The following is a 14,546-nucleotide window of genomic DNA, read 5'->3' as shown; positions in this document are numbered from 1 at the left end:
GATCACGCCTCGGGCCGGTCGGTCTTGTCGGTGCCGTCGCGCGGCAACAGCACGCGTAGCCCGTCATGGCGCACCTCGAAGCGGAACGGGCTCTCCAGCGTCGTCTTTTCTCCGTCATGCGCCACCAGCTGACGCGGCTTGGGCGTCTCGATGGTCAGGCTGTCGGTCAGGATCAGGTCGAAATCATCGTCCTTGGCGCTTTTCCCCATCGCCATGCGCAGGGCCGAGCGCATCAGCGGCAGCGGGCGCTTCGCCTTGGCGATCAGGACGGCGAACTCGCCCCTGCGAATCTCCTCCGCCCCCTCCAGGCCGAAGCTGTCCAGCTGATAGGCGCTGCGGGCGACAAAGACCAAGGCGCTGGTATAGCGGCTCTCCTGCCCGTCCACCCGGGCCACCAGCTGCATCGGCCTGCGCAGACGGCGCAGCGCGACCAGCACCGACCAATAGGCCGCGATCCGTGACCGCCCCCAGCGGCGATAGATTCCCTCGCGCGTCTTCAGGATCTGCGGATAGGCGCCCAGGCTGACGTTGTTCAAAAAGATCAGGCCGTTGACATCGCCGACATCCGCCGTCTCGACCCGCGCGTTCAAGATCGTGTCCAGTGCATCCTCGACGGTCTCGCCCACACCCAGGTCGCGCGCGAAATAGTTGAACGTGCCTCCGGGCAGCACGCCCATCACCGTCTCAGACCCGGTCAGCGCCCCGGCCACCGCCGATTGCGTTCCGTCCCCCCCCGCGGCGATCACCAGATTGAACCCCTCGCCCGCAACGCGCCGTGCCAGCGCGGGCAAGTCGCTGCCCTTGCGACTCTCGCGCAGTTCGTAATGCCCGCAGGCCGGGGCCAGACGCTCCTCCAGGAGGGCGCGCAGCTCCAGATGCTTCTTCTTGCCCGAGCCACGATTCATCACCACGCAGACCTTGGCCCGCGCAAGGTCGAAGTCCTGGCTGTCGCTCTGCATCGGTGGCCTGTCTCCGGAGGTGGTGCTCATCGTCACACCGAACACCCGACGCCCGCGACGGGTTGCATCCTAGAGCAGCCGGGCCGCCGCCAGCGCCGAAGGCGTCAGCCCCTGCCCGCCCGCCCGCACGAAATCGACCAGCTGGCCGCGCATCCGCGGCTCCCAGTAATCGCGCAGATGGGCCGCGATGCGCGGCGCGGGATCGCCCGCCTGCGTGTCGAAGAAGGCGGCGATCTGGTTGGCCATCATGACCATCTTCTCAGGCGACATCGGACACCTCGGCGCGTAGCCGGTCTGGATGGGTGAACAGATCGAACCCCGCACCGCGGGCGAAGGCCGCCAGGGTGATGCCCGCCCCTTGGGCCAGGCGCAGCGCATGGGCGGTGGGGGCGGACACCGCCACGATCACCGCCCCCCCGGCGATCGCGCATTTCTGCACCATCTCGGTCGAGACGCGGCTGGTCAGCACGAAGGCCCCCGTCCCCGCATCGACCCCCTGCCGCGCCATCGCGCCGATCAGCTTGTCCAGCGCGTTGTGCCGCCCCACATCCTCGCGCGCCAGAACGATCCCCCGCCCCGGCACCAGGAATCCCGCCGCATGGACCGCGCGGCTCTGGTCATGCAGCGGCTGCCAGTCGCGCAAGGCCTCGGTCGCGCCCGCGATCTGGGCCGCACCCATCACCGGGCCCCGCCCGGTCAGGTCGGGCAGGTCGCGCAAGGCTTCCTCCAGGCTGTCGATGCCGCAGAGGCCGCAGCCCACCGGCCCCGCCATGAAGCGCCGCCGCGCGGCCAGCGCCTCGGCCCGGTCCTCGGGCAGCCACATCTGCGCCTCCAGCCCCTTCGGGTGCGCCAGCACCTCCAGCCGCAGGATCTGGGCCGGATCGCTCACGATCCCCTCGGTCAGCGAGAACCCCACCGCGAAATCCTCAAGATCGGCGGGGGTCGCCATCATTACCGCCTGCGTGGTGCCGCCATAGACCATGGCCACCGGCGTCTCCTCGGGCACCGTGCGGGTCACCGGGGCCTGCGTGCCGTCGGCGCGCATCTGGGTCGCGCGCACGGCACGGACGGGGTCGGGAAGGCGCATCACTCACTCCGCGGCTGACAGGACCCGCCGCGACCTCTCGGCCTGCTCGCGGTAGCGCTCCTGCCAGTCCGACGGACCGTTCGAAGCGCTGACCTGCACGGCGGTGACCTTGTATTCCGGGCAGTTCGTCGCCCAGTCCGAAAAATCGGTCGTCACCACGTTAGCCTGCGTGGCCGGATGGTGGAAGGTCGTATAGACCACCCCCGGCGCCACCCGGTCGGTCAGCGTCACGCGCAGCGTCGTCTCTCCGGCCCGGCTGGCCAGCCGCACCCAGTCGCCCTCGGCGATGCCGCGCGTCTCGGCGTCATGGGGGTGCATCTCCAGGATGTCCTCGGGGTGCCAGGCGGTGTTGTCGGTCCGCCGGGTCTGCGCGCCCACATTGTATTGCGACAGGATGCGCCCCGTGGTCAGCAGCAGCGGAAAGCGCGGACCCGTGCGTTCATCCGTGGGGATGTATTCCGTGACCATGAAATGCCCGCGCCCGGACTGGAACCCGTCCACATGCATCAGGGGCGTGCCTTCGGGCGCGGCCTCGTTGCAGGGCCACTGCACCGATCCCAGAACCTCCAGCCGCTCATAACTGACGCCCGCGAAGCTGGGCGTGGTCGCGGCGATCTCCTCCATGATCTGGCTGGGATGGGTGTAATGCCAGGCCGCCCGCCCATCGGCGCGCAGCAGCGCATTGGCCAGCATCTGCGTGACCTGCCAGTCCTCGTATCCGTTGCGGGGCGCCATCACGCGGCGCACGCGGTTGATGCGGCGTTCGGCATTGGTGAAGGTGCCGTCCTTCTCCAGGAAGGACGATCCGGGCAGGAAGACATGCGCGTAATTCGCGGTCTCATTCAGGAACAGGTCGTGGACGATCACGCAGTCCATCGCCCTCAGGCCCGCCGCGACGTGATGCGTGTCCGGGTCCGACTGCAGGATGTCCTCACCCTGGCAATAGAGGCCCTTGAAGGTCCCCTCCACCGCCGCGTCCAGCATGTTGGGGATGCGCAGCCCCGGCTCGGGGTCGATCTCGACGCCCCAGGCCGCCTCGAAGACCGCGCGCACCTCGGGCAGCTTGACGTGGCGGTATCCCGGCAGCTCATGCGGGAAGGACCCCATGTCGCAGGCGCCCTGCACGTTGTTCTGGCCGCGCAGCGGGTTCACCCCCACGCCGGGCCGGCCGATATTGCCGGTCAGCATCGCCAGGTTCGCGATGGCCATGACGGTGGTCGATCCCTGGCTGTGCTCGGTCACGCCCAGCCCGTAATAGATCGCGCCATTGCCGCCCGTCGCGAACAGCCGCGCCGCCGCGCGCAGGTCGGCGGCCGGCACGCCCGTCACCGCCTCCACCGTCTCCGGCGCATGGCGGGGGTCGGCGATGAACTCGGCATAATGCTGGAACTCGTCCCAGTCGCAGCGGGCGCGGATGAAATCCTCATCCATCAGCCCCTCGGTCACGATCACATGCGCCATGGCGCTGACCACGGCCACGTTGGTGCCGGGACGCAGCGGCAGGTGGTGATCCGCCGCGACATGGGCGCTGCGCACGATATCGGTGCGGCGCGGATCGACGACGATCAGCCGCGCCCCCGCCCGCAGGCGCTTCTTCAGGCGGCTGGCAAAGACCGGGTGCCCGTCGGTGGGGTTCGCGCCGATGATCAGCACCACGTCGGTCTGTTCGACAGAATCGAAATCCTGCGTGCCGGCCGATGTGCCGAAGGTCTTGCCCAGCCCGTAACCCGTCGGCGAATGACAGACCCGCGCGCAGGTGTCGGTGTTGTTGTTGCCGAAGACGGCGCGGGCCATCTTCTGGACCAGATAGGTCTCCTCATTGGTGCAGCGGCTGGAGGTGATGACCCCCACCGACCGCCGCCCGTGCCGCTCCTGGATCGCGCGCAGGCGGGTGGCCGCGAAGTCCAGCGCCTCGTCCCAGCCGACCTCGCGCCAGGGCTCGTCGATGCTCTCGCGGATCATCGGCGACAGGATGCGGTCCTTGTGCGCGGCATAGCCATAGGCGAAGCGCCCCTTGACGCAGCTGTGGCCGCGATTGGCCTTGCCATGCTTCCACGGCACCATGCGCACCAGCATGTCGCCGTTCATCTCGGCCTTGAAGCTGCAGCCCACCCCGCAATAGGCGCAGGTGGTGATGACCGATCGCGTGGGCGTGCCCAGTTCGGCCACCGACTTCTCCTGCAGCGTCGCGGTCGGGCAGGCCTGCACGCAGGCCCCGCAGCTGACGCAGTCGCTTTCCAGGAAATTCTCGCCGCCCACCGCCACGCGGCTGTCGAAGCCCCGCCTCTCGATGGTCAGCGCAAAGGTCCCCTGCACCTCCTCGCAGGCGCGCACGCAGCGCGAACAGACGATGCATTTGCTGGGGTCATAGGTGAAATAGGGGTTGCTGTCGTCCTTGGGGATGAACAGCGGATTGTCGTGGCCCCCGCGCAGCCGCGCCTCGGCCTGGCTCCGCGCGCCACTGCCCGATGCGTCGAAATGGTTCGCGCCCGGGGTGTAGCGCACATCGCGCAGCCCCACCTGCCCCGCCGCGTCCTGCAATTCGCAATCGCCATTGGCCGCGCAGGTCAGGCAGTCCAGCGGATGGTCGCTGACGTAAAGCTCCATCACCCCCTTGCGCAGACGGCGGATGCGCTCGGTCTGGGTATGCACGACCATGCCTTCGGCCACGGGCGTGGTGCAGCTGGCGGGCGTGCCGCGCCGCCCCTCGATCTCGACCACGCACAGACGGCACGACCCGAACGCCTCCAGGTTGTCGCTGGCGCAGAGCTTGGGGATCTGCACCTCGGCCATCATGGCCGCGCGCATCACCGACGTGCCCGCAGGCACGGTGACCTGCACCCCGTCGATGGTCAGGCAGACGGGCGGGCCGTGGCGGGCGGGGGTGCCCATGTCGCGGTCGTCGCCGGGCGGGAATGGGGGGAGGATGAAGTCCTTCATTCGGCAGCCTCCTTCAGGACGCTGAAATCATCGGGGAACTGCGTCAGCGCGGACAGCACCGGATAGGGCGTGAAGCCCCCCAGCGCACACAGCGATCCGTCGCGCATCGTCTCGCAAAGGTCGGTCAGCAGCGGGATGGCCCCGGCATCGCCCGCGGCGATCCGGTCGATGGTCTCGACACCCCGCACCGCGCCGATCCGGCAGGGGGTGCATTTGCCGCAGCTCTCCACCGCGCAGAACTCCATCGCGAAACGCGCCATGGAGAGCATGTCGGCGGTGTCGTCAAAGACCACCAGCCCGGCATGGCCGATCAACCCGCCCGCCGCGTCGAAATCCTCGTATCCCATGGCCGTGTCGAATTTCGACACCGGCATGTAGGCGCCCAGAGGCCCGCCGACCTGCACCGCCTTGACCGGACGCCCAGTCGCCGTGCCGCCCGCGATATCGTTGACCACCTCGCCCAGGCTGAGCCCGAAGGCAGTCTCGAACAGTCCGCCGCGCGCCACGTTACCGGCGATCTGCAACGTCACCGTGCCCCGCGACCGGCCCAGCCCGAAATCGGCGTAATGCTGCGCACCGCGCTCGAAGATCACCGGCACGGTCGCCAGGCTGATCACGTTGTTCACGACCGTCGGCCGCCCCAGAAACCCCTCCAGCGCGGGCAGCGGGGGCTTGGCGCGCACCGTGCCGCGCTTGCCCTCCAGACTGTTCAACAGGCTCGTCTCCTCGCCGCAGACATAGGCACCCGCGCCCACGCGGATCTCCATGTCGAAGGCCCGCCCCGATCCCAGCACATCCGCGCCCAGCATCCCCCGCGTCCGCGCGATCCGGACCGCGTCCCGCATCACCCGGATCGCCACGGGATATTCGCTGCGCAGATAGACATAGCCGCGCGTGGCCCCCACCCCCAGACCGGCGATGACCATGCCCTCGATCAGGGTGAAGGGGTCGCCCTCCATGATCATCCGGTCGGCAAAGGTGCCGCTGTCGCCCTCATCGGCATTGCAGACGATGTATTTCTGGTCGGCCTGCGCCTCGGCCACGGTCCTCCACTTGATGCCGGTCGGAAAGCCCGCGCCGCCGCGCCCGCGCAGCCCGCTGGCCGTGACCTCGGCCACGATCGCGGCGCCCTCCATGCCGATGGCGCGGCGAAGGCCCGCCAGACCGCCATGAGCCGCGTAATCGTCCAGGTCCAGCGGGTCGATCACCCCGCAGCGCGCGAAGGTCAACCGCGTCTGGCGCGCAAAGAAGGGGATCGCCTCGACCGGGCCATGCCCCTGCGCGGTCCCGTCCAGGATCGCCGACGCATCCCCCGGCGCGACCGGGCCATAGGCCTGGCGGACCCCGTCGCGCTCGACCTCGACCAGCGGCTCCAGCCAGACCATGCCGCGCGACCCGTTGCGGATGATTTGCACATCCAGGCCGCGCGCCACCGCCTCATCCGCGATGGCCTGGGCCACCGCATCGGCCCCCAGCGCGACGGCGGCGCTGTCCATCGGCACCCAGATCCTCATGCGCCGACCTCCCGCGCCAGGCCTTCGGCGGTGGCCCGCCCGATCAGCCGGCCGCCCAGCATCGCGGCCGGAGCGCAGGCGCACAGGCCCAGGCAGTAGACCGGCTCGACTGTGACCCCGCCATCGGCGGTGGTGCCGTGCCAGTCGATGCCCAGCCGGTCCAGAACCTCGGCCGCCATGCCCGCGCCGCCCATGGCCTGACAGGCCTCGGCCCGGCAGATCTTCAGCACCTGCCTCCCCGCCGGATGGTCGCGGAAATCGTGATAGAAGCTGATGACGCCCTGCACCTCGGCCCGGCCCAGGTTCAGCAGATCGGCCAGGGCCGGGACGGCGGCGGGCGGCACATGTCCCCATTCCGCCTGGATCGCATGCAGCATGGGCAGCATCGGCCCCTCTAGCCCCGCCAGGGGGGCGGCGATCTGGCGGATATCCTCAACCGAGGGGGTGGCTGGCGCGGGGTCACGCATGGCTGGCCTTTCTGTCACATCGCCGCCACTGAACCCCCGGAATGATCGCAAATCAATATCGCAGTTCCGTCATGCGATAGGATCAGCCTATGATACCATCCGCCGCGCTTCGGTCAGCAGCGCCTCCAGCACGGGGGTATGCGGCTCGCGCCAAGGCGCGATCAGGCCCACGGCATGGCCCGGCCCCTCGGGCGCCAGCGGCACCAGAGCCAGCGGTTTGCCCTGCGCCAGGAACCCCGCGATGTCCTGCGGCAGGATCGTGACCCAGCCCCCGGCCAGCACCTGCGAGACCAGCACCACGGTCGAATTGCTCTCGACCATGGCCAGGGGGGTGACGCCCGCCTCGGCCAGACGGCGGTTGATGATGCGGCGGTTCTGCATGTCGGGCGTCAGCAGACACAGCCGCAGCCCGTCAAGCGCCGCCCAGTCCAGCACCCCCGCCCCGGCCAGCGGATGATCCGCAGGCACCACCAGGCTGTAGCGTTCGTCATAGAGCGGCACCGCGCTGACCCGGCCCAGCGGCTCGTTGTCCAGATAGGAGATCCCGGCATCCACCTGCAGATCCTCGATCATCGTCAGGATCTGGGCGGAGCTGCGCGACAGGATCGTCAGACCCACATTCGGATGCGCCGCGCCATAGCGCGCGGCCAGCCGCGCCGCCCAGGTCAGCGCGGTCGGCACCACGGCGATGCGCAGCTGCCCGGTCAGCCCGTGGCGGGTGGCGCGCATCTCGTCGCGCAGCTGGCGGGCATCGCCCACGATGCGCCGCGCCCAGACCAGCGCCGCCTGCCCCTCGGGCGTCAGCCCGCCATAGCGCGCGCCGCGAAAGATCAGCAGGACGCCCAGCTGCGCCTCCAGCTGCTTGATGCCCGCCGATAGGCTGGGCTGGGTGATGCCCAGCGTGGCGGCCGCGCGGCCGAAATGGCCCTCCTTGGCCACGGCCAGGAACATCTCCAGCTTGTCGATCATCGCGTCCTCCCCCGCGCCATCAGGGCCTGCGCGGCGGGCGGGGTCAAGCCTTGCATCCGGGCTGCGGCGCGGCCACGCTGACGCGATGATCGACATCCTGCTGATCCACGGGGCCTGGCATGGCGGCTGGTGCTGGGCGCGCGTCGCGGCGGCGCTCCGGGCGCGCGGCTGGCGCGTGGCCTGCCCCGACCTGCCGGGGGCGCCCGGCACAACGCTGGCCCGCGCGGTCCGCGCCCTGCCGCCCGCGCGCATCGTGCTGAGTCATTCGATGGGCGGCATCCCGGCCGAGGCGCTTGCCGCGCGCCACCCGCCCGCGGCCCTGATCCACCTGTGCAGCTATCTGCCCCGTCCCGGCGACAGCTTGGCCACGCTGGAGCGTCTGCTGCCCGCAGCACCCCGCCGCTGGCCGCGCGACGCGGACGGCCGGCTGATCCTGCCGCCCGATGCGGCGCGGGCGATGATGCTGCATGACACAGCCCCCGCGACGGCGCGCCACGCGCTGCGCCGGCTGAGGCCGCAGCCACAGGGCGTGATGCGCGACCCCTTTCCCGGCCCCGCCGCCGCCGCCGTGCCGCGCCACTATGTCCTGTGCGAGGGCGACCGCGCCATCGCCCCCGCCCTGCAGCGCGCGATGGCCGCACGCGTGCCGGGCGTCACGCTGCACCCGCGCCCGTGGGACCATGCGCCCTTCCTGACGCAGCCGCGCGCGCTGGCCCGTCTGATCGACGCCATCGCGCGCGATCACGCCGCCCCCCCTTGCCACCGGGCGGCGGATGCGCTGAAACGGCGCGGCAGAACGAAAGGCCCTTCCCGTGATCCCAGCCCGGCTTGCCACCCTTGCCACCGCCCTGGCGGGTGCGGCGCTGTTCATCGGGCTGGGCCTGCCGCTGCCCTGGTTGCTGGGACCGATGCTGGCCTGCCTGATCGCCGCGCTGGCGGGCATGCGCATGGCGGGGGCGGGGCCGGTCGGCACCTTCCTGCGCACCATCCTGGGGGTGGCTGTCGGCGCGTCGATCACGCCCCAGGTCCTGGCCGGGCTGCCCGCGATGGCCACCTCGCTGGCGGTGGTGCCGCTCTTCATCGCGGTGATCGCGGCGGTCGGCTATCCGCTGCTCAGGCGGGGCTTCGGGCTGGATCATCCGACGGCCTGGTACGGCGCCATGCCCGGCGGGCTTCAGGACATGCTGGTCTTCGGAGAGGAGGCAGGGGGCGACATCCGCGCCCTGTCGCTGATCCACGCGACCCGCATCCTGGTCATCGTGACGGTCGCGCCGCTGATCCTGACGGTCTGGTGGGGGCTGGACCTGTCGCAGCCGCCCGGCGCGCCCATCGCGTCGATGGGCTGGGACCAGATCGCCCTGATGCTGGCGGCGGGGCTGGCGGGCTGGAAGATCGGCGAACGGGTCGGGCTCTTCGGCGCGTCGATCCTGGGGCCGATGATCCTGACGGCGGGCCTGTCGCTGGCGGGACTGATCCAGACCCGCCCCCCGGCGGAGATGATCCAGGCCGCGCAGTTCTTCATCGGCATCGCGGTCGGCGCGAAATACGCGGGCATAACCGGGCGCGAGCTGCGCGTCTTCGTGGCGGCGGGGCTGCTCTATGCGCTGATCCTGGCGGTGATCAGCCTGGTCTTCGTCGAGGCGATCTATCTGCTGGGCCTCGCCCCGGCGCTGGACGCCTTCATGGCCTTCCTGCCGGGCGGCCAAGCCGAGATGGTCGTCATCGCCATCATCGCCGGCGCCGATCTGGCCTATGTGGTCAGCCACCACATCCTGCGGATCGTGCTGGTCATCGTCCTGGCGCCCCTGGCCGCGCGGCTCTTTGGACGCCGCTAGAGGTCGTCCGGCCGGTCGATATCGCGCAGCAGCCCCGCCGCCGCGACATGCTGCGCGGGCGGCAGGGCGCGCAGCAGGGCACCCGCCCCCCGGTCGCCCTGAAGCGATGCAAGCGCCATGAGGCTCGCGCGCGGAAAGCAGGCCGGAGGCAAAGGCGCCTCCCCGTCATGGCTGCAGGCGGGCAAATCGTCGGTCGCGGCGTCCAGCACCGCCGCCAGATGCGCTCCTGTCACGTCCGGCATGTCACCCAAGGCCACCAGCAGCCGGTCGGGCGACCCCGCCGCCTCCAGCCCGGCGCGCAGGCTGGCAGACTGATCGCCGGGGTCGATGCGGATGACCTGAAACCCGTCCAACCACGGCAGCAGCGCGGGGTTGGCGATGACCGCGATGCGCCGGTCCAGCGGACAGTCCCGCATCGCCTGCGCCGCATGGTCCACCAGAGGACGACCGCGCAGCATCGCCAGCAGCTTGTCCTCGGGGCCAAAGCGGCGCGAGGCCCCCGCCGCCAGCAGCAGGCCCGTGCGGATCACCCGATCAGCGCCTCATGCGCGGCCAGGATCTGCGTCAGCGCCGATGCCGCGATCAGCCGCGGGTCGCGCGCGGGCGCGGTCACGCCGATGGGACCGGTGATACGCGCCAGCACTGTCTCGTCAAAGCCCCGGTCCGCCAGGGCCGCCAGACGCGCGGCCTGCGCGCGGCGCGACCCCAGCGCGCCGATATAGAACGCCTCCGACCGCAGCGCCCGTTCCAGCGCGGGCAGTTCGCGGTCGTGGTCGTGAAACAGCGTGACGACCGCCGTATGCGCATCGGGCCGCGCCTCCTGCCCCAGCGCGGGCAGGTCCATCGCCGCGACCAAGGTGCGCAGCGCCTGCGCCTCGTCGCCCTCGCCATGGATCTGGAAGGCGGGCGGGGGCGGCAGGGTCAGGGCGAAATCGTCGGGGTCGGGCTGGCCAGCGCGGCAGGGCGCGCCGGTGCGCAGGTTCAGGCACCAACGCCCGGTGCGGCGGCGGATGCGGTCGTCCCAGATCGCACCCAGCCAGTCCGGGTCCGGCCGATGGATCAGCGCGATCTGCACCGTGCCGCCGCAGGGCAAGGGCAGATCGACCGGCCCGCCGCGCCCATAGGTCAGCCGCGTGACGGGACCGGGCGCATCCAGATGCGCGGCGATGTCGGCGTCGATGCAGCCCGCGCCCAGCCGTCCGACCCGTGTGCCGTCCGCCCAAAGCGCCATCATCGCGCCGGGGCGGCGGGGAAAGCCGCCCTCGGCCCCGGTCAGCAGGGCCAGCGCGCCGCCGGGACGGCGCAGCAGCGCCTTGACGGGGCAATCGGAGACGGCGGCGATGGGGGCGGAGATCGACATGGCATGGGCTTTCGGCAGGGGCGGCGCAACTTTTTCGCGCCACTCTGGCCACGCTAACGCGCGAAGCCCAAAATGGATGCCGAAATTCGCGGCAGGGCCGCGGCTTTTTCGCGGGCGGCGTTATTCCGGGCAGGGCTGCCCGGCTGCACCCCATTTCAGCACGTCGTCGATATGCGCCTGAAGCCCATGGGGCGCAGGCTCTCGCCCGCCGCCGGGCCGGAAGCCCCAGGCGACGAAGCCGCCATGGCTGGCGTCGTCCCGCAAATGCTCGGCCAGCTCGACCCAGTCGCGCCCGCCATTCGTGGCGGGGTCGCGCAGCTGGCGGCAGATCGCCGCACCGTCCAGCCCGTACCACGCCATCTCGACCGGGGGCAGCTGCCAGGGGATCATCGCCTGCGGCGCGGCATGGGGGGCCGACTCCAGGCTGTCGCCGGTGATGTGGCAGGTGGCGCAGGGCAGCGTCTCGATGCCCATGCGGCTGTCGCCGCCGCTGATGTTCATGCCATGCGGGCGGGTTTGGGGATATTCGGGGCCGGACCACATCGGGCGATGGTCGCCGCCCACATGGCAGTTCGCGCAGCGCGGATGCGAGACGACCTCATGCACCCGCTCCCATGCGGCCAGCCCGTCGGCGGTGCTGACCGAACCCTCCTCGGGCGGGGCCACGATCGAGGGCATCACCTCCTCCGCCCAGGCCGGGGCGACCATCAGCATCAGCGCCAGGACCCGCATCATGCGAAGCGCACCCCGCGGGCAAAGGGCATCTCGCGCAGGCGCTGGCCGGTCGCGGCAAAGATCGCGTTGCCCAGGGCCGCGGCGGCGGGCGGCACGCCCGGCTCTCCCAGCCCGCGCAGGGGGCCGTTCTCCAGCAGGCGCACGGCGGTTTGGGGCGTCTGGTGCATGCGCAGCCCCTCATAGGCGTGATAGTTCGTCTGATCGGGCCGGTGGCCGCGATAGGTCAGCTCGCAGTTCATCGCATGGCCCAGACCGAACAGCATCCCCCCCGACAGCTGCGCCTCGGCATTGACCGGGTCCAGCACGATGCCGACATCGGCCACGGCAAAGGCCGCGGTCAGGCGCAGGCCTAGGGGCGTCTCCTCGACCTCGACGACCTCGGCGCAGGGCACGCCGAAGGACAGGCAGAACGCCACGCCCCGCCCGCGCCCCGGCCCCGCCTGACGGCCGGTCCAGCCCGACAGGTCGCGCAGCGCCTCCAGCACCGCGCGCGATGGCTCATGATCGCACAGCCGCAGCAGCCCCTCCATCGGGTCGATGCCCCCCGCCGCGAACATCTCGTCCAGCGCGGTTCCCAGGAAGAACCCGTTGGTCGAGGCCCCGACCGACCGCCAGCTGCTGACCGGCACCGTTTCCGGCGCGCGCAGGCCGGTCACGCGAAAGTTCGGGATGGCCAGCGGCTGGTCCCAGGCCCCGGTGGTGATGCTGACATCCGGGCCGGGCGGCGCGCTGCTGACGCGGCCGAACCAGGACGCGATGACCGAGGGGCTGGCCACCGTCAGGTCCAGCGCCTGCACCCCGTCGGCCGTCACGCGCCCGCGCATCCGCGCGATCTGGGCGGGGCGGGCCTGGTCATGGGCGAAATCCTCCTCGCGCGTCCAGGTCAGCTTGACCGGGCAGCCGGGCACGGCCATCGCGACCTGGACCGCCTGCTCGATGAAGTCGATCTCCAGCCGCCGGCCGAAGCTGCCGCCGATCATCTGGTTCTCCAGCCGGATCGCGGTCTCGGGCAGGCCGGTCAGGGCGGCGGCGCGGGCGACCGCGAAATCGGGGACCTGCGTGCCGGCCCAGATGGTGCAGGCACCGTCGGTGACCAGAACGGTCGCGTTCATCGGCTCCATCGGCGCATGGGCCAGGAAGGGCGCGCGATATTCGGCCGTCATGGCATCCGCGCCGATGGCCGCGTCCACGTCGCCGTCGTCGCGCTTGCGGCTGTCGATGTCGCCCGCCTCATGCGCGGCGGCAAGCCCCGCCCAGATGGCGTCCTGATCGCCGGGCCGGTCGGGCCCCGCGAAATCGACGTCCAGCGCCGCGGCCGCGCGCATCGCCGACCAGGTGTCGCGCGCCAGGACCGCCACGCCCCCGTCGATTGGCAACACGCGCAGCACGCCGGGCAGGCTCTCGGCCGCGACCGGGTCCAGCCGCGCGACGCTCCCGCCCCAGGGCGCCATGCGCACCGTCGCATGCAGCATCTCGGGCATGGCCAGGTCGATGCCATAGACCTGCCGCCCGGTCGATTTCGCGACCACGTCGGCCCGCGCCATGGGCTTGCCCAGCCAGCGCCATTGCGACCGGTCGCGCAGGACGATGTCGGTCACCGGCTCCAGGGCCGCCGCCTCGACCGCCAGGTCGGGATAGGGGATGCGCCGCCCGTCGGGCAGGAGGACCGCGCCGTCCTCGGTGTCCAGATCGGCGCGGGACAGGCCGTGGCGGCGGGCGGCTGCCTCCTTCAGCGTCTCGCGCGCGACCGCGCCTGCCTCGCGCAGCTTGTCGAACCCGTCGGGGGTCGAGCTGGACCCGCCCGTCATCTGCCATCCCAGAAGCCGGGCCGGGATGTCGGCGGCACTGCGCGCCGTCTCGGCCAGCCAGCCGGTATCGGTGGGCGCGAAGGGCAGGAAATCCGCGATCAGCGCGCGGTTGTAATAGGTCGGGCTGACCGGACCGGGCACGATGCGCGCGGTGGCCGGGTCGATGTCCAGCTCCTCGGCGATCAGCGCCGCCTGCAGCCAGCGCGCGCCCTGCCCCTTGTCGGCGCGCGGCGCGACCAGCGTCACGCCCTCGGCGTCGATCAGCACATAGGGGTTCAGCGCGCGTTCCCCGCTGCCCGCGAAGGGGTCCGGCAGGGGCCGGGCATAGCGCCAGGCCCCGAAGGCCACGCCCCCCGCCACCGCGACCGAGCCGATCAGGAAGCCGCGCCGCGCGATCCGCCCGATGCGCGCCATCAGACGCCGCCCATGCGCAGGGACGCGTCGCGGATCGCGGCGCGGATGCGCGGATAGGTGGCGCAGCGGCACAGGTTGCCGGACATGGCCGCGTCGATGGCCGCGTCGTCCGGCTCGGCGTTCAGCGACAGCAGCGCCGCCGCCTGCATGATCTGGCCCGACTGGCAATAGCCGCATTGCGCGACCTGCCCCGCGATCCAGGCGGCCTGCACGGGATGGGGCGCCTCGGGCGTGCCCAGGCCCTCGATGGTGGTGATCTCTCCGCCGACCTCGGCCAGGGTGATCTGGCAGGCACGGACGGCCATGCCGTCCATGTGCACCGTGCAGGCTCCGCATTGCGCGATGCCGCAGCCGTATTTCGTGCCCGTCAGACCCAGAAGATCGCGCAGCGCCCACAGCAGCGGCATCTGCGGATCGGCGTCCAGGTCGTGGCTTTGTCCGTTGACGATCAGTTGCAT

General features: G+C 71.3%; 13 protein-coding genes and 1 pseudogene. 2 read left to right on the top strand and 12 right to left on the bottom strand.

Translation table 11 applies throughout. The features are described from left to right. Window positions 1-2: 2 nt before the first annotated feature. The 7 genes from AC2SGK_RS03630 to AC2SGK_RS03600 all read right to left on the bottom strand — a co-directional run bounded on the left by AC2SGK_RS03630 (window position 3) and on the right by AC2SGK_RS03600 (window position 7,936). Complete coding sequence (locus AC2SGK_RS03630) at window positions 3-959, bottom strand: diacylglycerol/lipid kinase family protein (RefSeq protein WP_488322229.1); 957 nt, start codon at window positions 957-959, stop codon at window positions 3-5. 69 nt (window positions 960-1,028) lie between these two features. After that, window positions 1,029-1,229: a formate dehydrogenase subunit delta gene (locus AC2SGK_RS03625; protein ID WP_488322228.1), complete on the bottom strand. Its 201-nt coding sequence runs from the start codon at window positions 1,227-1,229 to the stop codon at window positions 1,029-1,031. Continuing rightward, entirely contained in the window at window positions 1,219-2,046 is an 828-nt protein-coding gene (fdhD, locus tag AC2SGK_RS03620) for a formate dehydrogenase accessory sulfurtransferase FdhD (protein ID WP_488322227.1), read from the bottom strand. The genes AC2SGK_RS03625 and fdhD overlap by 11 nt, the downstream gene beginning before the upstream one ends. A gap of 3 nt (window positions 2,047-2,049) precedes the next feature. Further along, window positions 2,050-4,986 carry a formate dehydrogenase subunit alpha gene (fdhF, locus tag AC2SGK_RS03615; protein WP_488322226.1) on the bottom strand — a complete coding sequence of 979 codons (2,937 nt, stop codon included), beginning with the start codon at window positions 4,984-4,986 and terminating at the stop codon, window positions 2,050-2,052. After that, entirely contained in the window at window positions 4,983-6,500 is a 1,518-nt protein-coding gene (locus tag AC2SGK_RS03610; RefSeq protein WP_488322225.1) for a formate dehydrogenase beta subunit, read from the bottom strand. The genes fdhF and AC2SGK_RS03610 overlap by 4 nt, the downstream gene beginning before the upstream one ends. Continuing rightward, entirely contained in the window at window positions 6,497-6,967 is a 471-nt protein-coding gene (locus tag AC2SGK_RS03605) for a formate dehydrogenase subunit gamma (protein ID WP_488322224.1), read from the bottom strand. The genes AC2SGK_RS03610 and AC2SGK_RS03605 overlap by 4 nt, the downstream gene beginning before the upstream one ends. 87 nt (window positions 6,968-7,054) lie before the next feature. After that, window positions 7,055-7,936: a LysR family transcriptional regulator gene (locus AC2SGK_RS03600; RefSeq protein ID WP_488322223.1), complete on the bottom strand. Its 882-nt coding sequence runs from the start codon at window positions 7,934-7,936 to the stop codon at window positions 7,055-7,057. Between AC2SGK_RS03600 and AC2SGK_RS03595 the strand changes: the two are divergent. Together AC2SGK_RS03595 and AC2SGK_RS03590 are read left to right on the top strand one after the other, a co-directional pair. After that, a pseudogene (locus AC2SGK_RS03595) lies at window positions 7,833-8,594 on the top strand (alpha/beta fold hydrolase); the annotation flags it as partial. The gene AC2SGK_RS03600 and the pseudogene AC2SGK_RS03595 sit on opposite strands and share 104 nt — an antisense overlap. A 154-nt stretch (window positions 8,595-8,748) precedes the next feature. Then, on the top strand, window positions 8,749-9,771 hold the full coding sequence (locus AC2SGK_RS03590) for an AbrB family transcriptional regulator (RefSeq protein WP_488322222.1): 1,023 nt from the start codon (window positions 8,749-8,751) through the stop codon (window positions 9,769-9,771). Here the strand turns inward: AC2SGK_RS03590 and AC2SGK_RS03585 are convergent. The 5 genes from AC2SGK_RS03585 to AC2SGK_RS03565 form a co-directional block, all read right to left on the bottom strand. Next, window positions 9,768-10,301: a nucleotidyltransferase family protein gene (locus AC2SGK_RS03585; RefSeq protein ID WP_488322221.1), complete on the bottom strand. Its 534-nt coding sequence runs from the start codon at window positions 10,299-10,301 to the stop codon at window positions 9,768-9,770. The two genes, AC2SGK_RS03590 and AC2SGK_RS03585, sit on opposite strands and share 4 nt — an antisense overlap. Next, the gene (locus tag AC2SGK_RS03580) at window positions 10,298-11,131 is read right to left on the bottom strand and encodes an XdhC family protein (protein WP_488322220.1); all 834 of its coding nucleotides are present in this window, start codon (window positions 11,129-11,131) and stop codon (window positions 10,298-10,300) included. Before AC2SGK_RS03580 ends, AC2SGK_RS03585 begins: the two co-directional genes overlap by 4 nt. Window positions 11,132-11,251: 120 nt before the next feature. Beyond that, complete coding sequence (locus tag AC2SGK_RS03575) at window positions 11,252-11,866, bottom strand: hypothetical protein (RefSeq protein ID WP_488322219.1); 615 nt, start codon at window positions 11,864-11,866, stop codon at window positions 11,252-11,254. Beyond that, window positions 11,863-14,088: a xanthine dehydrogenase family protein molybdopterin-binding subunit gene (locus AC2SGK_RS03570; protein WP_488322218.1), complete on the bottom strand. Its 2,226-nt coding sequence runs from the start codon at window positions 14,086-14,088 to the stop codon at window positions 11,863-11,865. Before AC2SGK_RS03570 ends, AC2SGK_RS03575 begins: the two co-directional genes overlap by 4 nt. After that, window positions 14,088-14,546, bottom strand: coding sequence for a (2Fe-2S)-binding protein (locus AC2SGK_RS03565; protein ID WP_488322217.1), 459 nt, complete (start codon window positions 14,544-14,546; stop codon window positions 14,088-14,090). Before AC2SGK_RS03565 ends, AC2SGK_RS03570 begins: the two co-directional genes overlap by 1 nt.

Source organism: Paracoccus sp. NIOT.M2S5SZ12, assembly GCF_057748165.1.
The sequence above is the reverse complement of the archived record's forward strand: the minus strand, read 5'-3'. Positions and strand labels throughout refer to the sequence as shown.